Origin of the sequence: Pseudomonas sp. SIMBA_068 (assembly GCF_046534705.1) — a bacterium.
Taxonomy (GTDB): Bacteria; Pseudomonadota; Gammaproteobacteria; order Pseudomonadales; family Pseudomonadaceae; genus Aquipseudomonas; species Aquipseudomonas putida.
In genome coordinates, this window is the sequence record NZ_JAWRYI010000522.1 from 1 (window position 1) to 272 (window position 272).

Annotated in this window: 1 pseudogene; it reads right to left on the reverse strand. The window is 64.7% G+C overall.

What is annotated here, in order from left to right:
- Positions 1 to 272 (reverse strand): annotated as a pseudogene (locus SB756_RS30220) (AAA family ATPase); the annotation flags it as partial.

Below are 272 nucleotides of genomic sequence, written 5' to 3' on the forward strand. Positions count from 1 at the left end.
GGGCCGCGCCTTGCGGCCTCATGTCCACCAGGTGCAGGGCCGCAGGTGCCACGACCTGATAACGGCACACCAGCAGCGCATGGTGAATCGCGTTTTCCAGTTCGCGAATGTTGCCCGGCCAGCTATGGGCCAGCAATTTGCGTTCGGCGTCCGGGCTGAGCGCGGCACGCTCGTAACCCAGGCGCCGGCAATGCTCTTCGATGAAAAATTCTGCCAGTGGCAGAATGTCACCCGGCCGCTCACGCAGCGGCGGCAGGCGGATGGTAGCAACG